We start from the raw sequence: 3,472 nt of genomic DNA on the forward strand, positions 1-3,472 counted from the left end.
GTCGTCGGCCACCGAGACCACCGCCTCGTCGCCGTCCAGGTAGAGCGGCTGCGGGCTGATCAGCAGCCGGTCGCGGCCATTCAGCTTCGCGTGCAGGCATTGGTCGGCCAGCGCCTGCGGCAGCAGCACGACGCTGTGGACCGCGCCAGTGGCATCGGTCACGCGCAGCAGGCGCGGCGCGATGGTGACGGCGATGTCCAGCTGCCAGCCTTGGGCGTCCTGCTGGATTTCATCGCCCGGCGTTGAATCAGTGACCTCAATTGACGCCGCCTCGAAGTGCAGCTTGGCGCCGAACTCCGGCAGCGCAAATGCGACCAGCACCTGCGTGTCGTCCGGCTCGGTCCAGCGGGTGAGCGGCTGCACCGTGGCGTGGGCCAGGCGGGCCGCGCCCAGGCGCAGGCCGATGGGCCAGATGAAGCTGAGGCCGCTGGGCACCTGCACCGGTGTGGCGGGCAGCAGCGTCGTGCCGCCGCTGTGCTGGACCTCGAACTGCACGCCCGAGAAGGCTGGCAGCGGGTGGTGGCGCAGGTGGTTGTTGACGAACAGGAAGCCGTTGTCGCCAGCGCCGCGCAGCGAGGCACGCAGGCGGCTGCGGTCTTCCGGCCCGCTGGCGCGCTCGGCAGGCAGCACGGCCTCCATCGCGGCCAGCTCCTCGCCAAATGCGGCCATGAACTGGTGCAGGCAGCGCAGCCGGCCGTAGGAGGCTCGCACCTGGCCGTACTGGCCCAGCGGGGTGCGGAAGTCGTAGTTCAGCACCAGCACGTCGTTCGGGTAGCCGGTGTCCTGGGTTTCCTGCAGGCGCGCGCCGGGCACCAGGGCGGCAGGGTTGCAACCGCCGTGGTACATGTAATACCCATAGAGGTTGGCCCCGGAGCCGACCTGCACCAGCGCGGTGGCGGCCACATCCTGCAGCGTGACGACCGGGCGGCGGTGGTAGGACACGTGCATGCCGCCGCCAGCTTCGGCGAGGAAAAACGGGTAGTGCGACGGGTCGATGCGGCCTTCGGCCGGTGTGCCGCCGACATTGCCCATCTCGCCGATCGCGCGGCTGGTGTCGAACAGGAACACGCCGGACGGCGGCAGGGGTTCGGTAGCGCCGCTCCAGAAGCCGTCGGCATAGGCGCCGGAGACGGGGATGACCTCGCGCTCTGGAATGTCCAGCGTGGGCCAGCCGGTCACCGTGTAGAGCGGCACGGTCAGGCCGCTGTCGATGGCGATGTGGCGCAGCGCCTCGATGTGCTCGGCACCGCGGCCGGGGCCAACCTGGTCGTATTCGTTTTCCAGCTGCAGGCCGATCACCGGGCCACCGTCGCACCACAGCAGGCCGCGTAGCTGCGCGCCGATCTGACCGTAGAAAGCGCGCACCGCCGCCAGGTAGGCTGCATCGTTGTTGCGCACCGGGCCTTGCGCCATCACCCAGTCCGGCAGGCCGCCGTAGCGCGCCTCGGCATGCACCCAGGGACCCGGGCGCAGGTAGAACAGCAGCCCAGCTTCGGCCACCAGCTCGACGAAGCGGCGCAGGTTGCGCTGGCCGGTCCAGACGAACTCACCGCGCTGTTCCTCGTGGTGGTTCCAGAAGACATAGCTGGCGACGATGTTCACACCACCGGCGGCCATCTTCAGCAGCTCGGTGCGCCACTCGTTTTCCGGGAAGCGCGAGTAGTGGAACTCGCCCATCACCGGCATCCAGTGTTTGCCGTCCAGCGTCAGCCAGCGGCTGTTGACGGCCAGGCTCCGGTCGGCACGCGGGTGCTGCCCCAGGTTCAGGAAACCGGTTTCGGCACGCGCCGGTGCGGGCGGCAGCTGCAAGCCCAGCGGGCCGCTCAGCGGGAGGGAAGACGGGAGGTTCATCGGCGCAGGGAATGAAGGCGGAATGCTTTGTTAAGCGATTAACTTCCGGCAGTGTGTCGGCTGCATTCCGCCCGAGCCAGCGGGAAAACCCTCAACGTTTTCGGCCCAGCCGGGACGGGCCGTTTGGCCGGCAAAACCGCCATTGACGGGAAAAGGATTAAGCGTTTAATCTATGCACACCAAAACTTTTCCTGGGCCTGCGCCATGAAGCTGGGCGTCTGTTACTACCCCGAGCAGTGGGACGAATCGCTGTGGGCCTCGGACGCGCGCCGCATGGCCGAGCTGGGCCTGTCGACCGTGCGCATCGCCGAGTTCGCCTGGGCGCTGATCGAGCCGGCCCCCGGCCGCTTCGAGTGGGACTGGCTGGACCGGGCGATCAACACACTGGCCGAAGCCGGCCTGGAAGTCGTGCTGGGCACGCCGACCGCCGCGCCGCCGCATTGGCTGGTCGAGCAGCATCCGGACGTGCTGGCAGTGGATGCACACGGGCGCACCAAGCCCTTCGGCTCGCGCCGCCACTACTGCTTTTCCAGCGAGACCTTCCACACCGCCAGCGCCCGCGTGGTGACGGCGATGGCCGAGCGCTATGGCAGCCATCCGGCCGTGATCGCCTGGCAGACCGACAACGAATACGGCTGCCACGACACCACCGTGTCCTACTCGCAGGGCGCGCTGAAGCGCTTCCGCGCCTGGCTGGCCGAGCGCTACGGCAGCATCGAAGCGCTGAACCAGGCCTGGGGCAATGTCTTCTGGAGCATGACCTACGCGCGCTTCGAGGACGTGGGCCTGCCGGTGGCGATGCCGGCGCCGCCCAACCCCTCGCAGCTGCTGGCCTTCCAGCGCTTCGCTTCCGACGAGGTGCTGCGCTACAACCGCATGCAGGTCGAGATCCTGCGCCGGCACGCACCCGGCCGGCCGGTGCTGCACAACTTCATGGGTTTCTTCGGCAGCTTCGAGCACCACAAGATGGGCCGCGACCTGGACATTGCCAGCTGGGACAGCTACCCGCTGGGCCACCTGGATGGCATGAACGTGGCCAGCGAAGCCGAGAAGCTGGCCCACCGCCGCACCGGCCATCCGGACATCGCAGCGTTCAACCACGACCTGTACCGCGGCGTGGTGGCCAGTGGCCGCTGGTGGGTGATGGAGCAGCAGGCCGGGCCGGTGAACTGGGCGCCGTGGAACGCGCTGCCGCTGCCCGGCATGGTGCGCGCCTGGACCTGGGAAGCCTTTGCGCACGGGGCGGAACTGGTCTCCTACTTCCGCTGGCGCCAGGTGCCGTACGCGCAAGAGCAGCTGCACTCCGGCCTGAACACGCCCGACAACCTGCTGGCCACCGGCGGCGAAGAGGCCGCGCAGGTGGCGCGCGAGCTGGCCACCGTGCCGGTGGAAACCAGCCGGCCGGCGCGCGTGGCGCTGGTGGTGGACTACGCCGGCAAATGGGCCCTGGACGCGCTGCCCAACAGCGCCGACTTCGACGTGCACACGCTGCAGCTGCGCTGGTACAGCGCGCTGCGCCGCCTGGGGCTGGACGTGGACGTGCTGCCGGCCTCGGCCGATTTCAGCGGCTACCAGCTGGTGGCGGTGCCGACGCTGCCTGTCGTCTCGCCGGATTTCGTGG

2 protein-coding genes are annotated in these 3,472 nt (G+C 69.1%); one reads left to right on the forward strand and one right to left on the reverse strand.

Annotated elements, in window-relative coordinates; all coding sequences use genetic code 11:
• A partial coding sequence (locus tag FKP22_RS24465) for a beta-galactosidase (RefSeq protein ID WP_141290267.1) occupies positions 1-1,851 on the reverse strand: 1,851 nt, incomplete at its 3' end.
• A 204-nt stretch (positions 1,852-2,055) separates the two neighbouring features.
• Between FKP22_RS24465 and FKP22_RS24470 the strand changes: the two genes are divergently transcribed.
• Positions 2,056-3,472: beta-galactosidase (locus FKP22_RS24470; RefSeq protein WP_141290268.1), on the forward strand; the 1,417-nt coding region annotated here is incomplete at its 3' end.

Origin of the sequence: Ideonella azotifigens (genome assembly GCF_006519715.1) — a bacterium.
GTDB lineage: Bacteria > Pseudomonadota > Gammaproteobacteria > Burkholderiales > Burkholderiaceae_C > Ideonella > Ideonella azotifigens.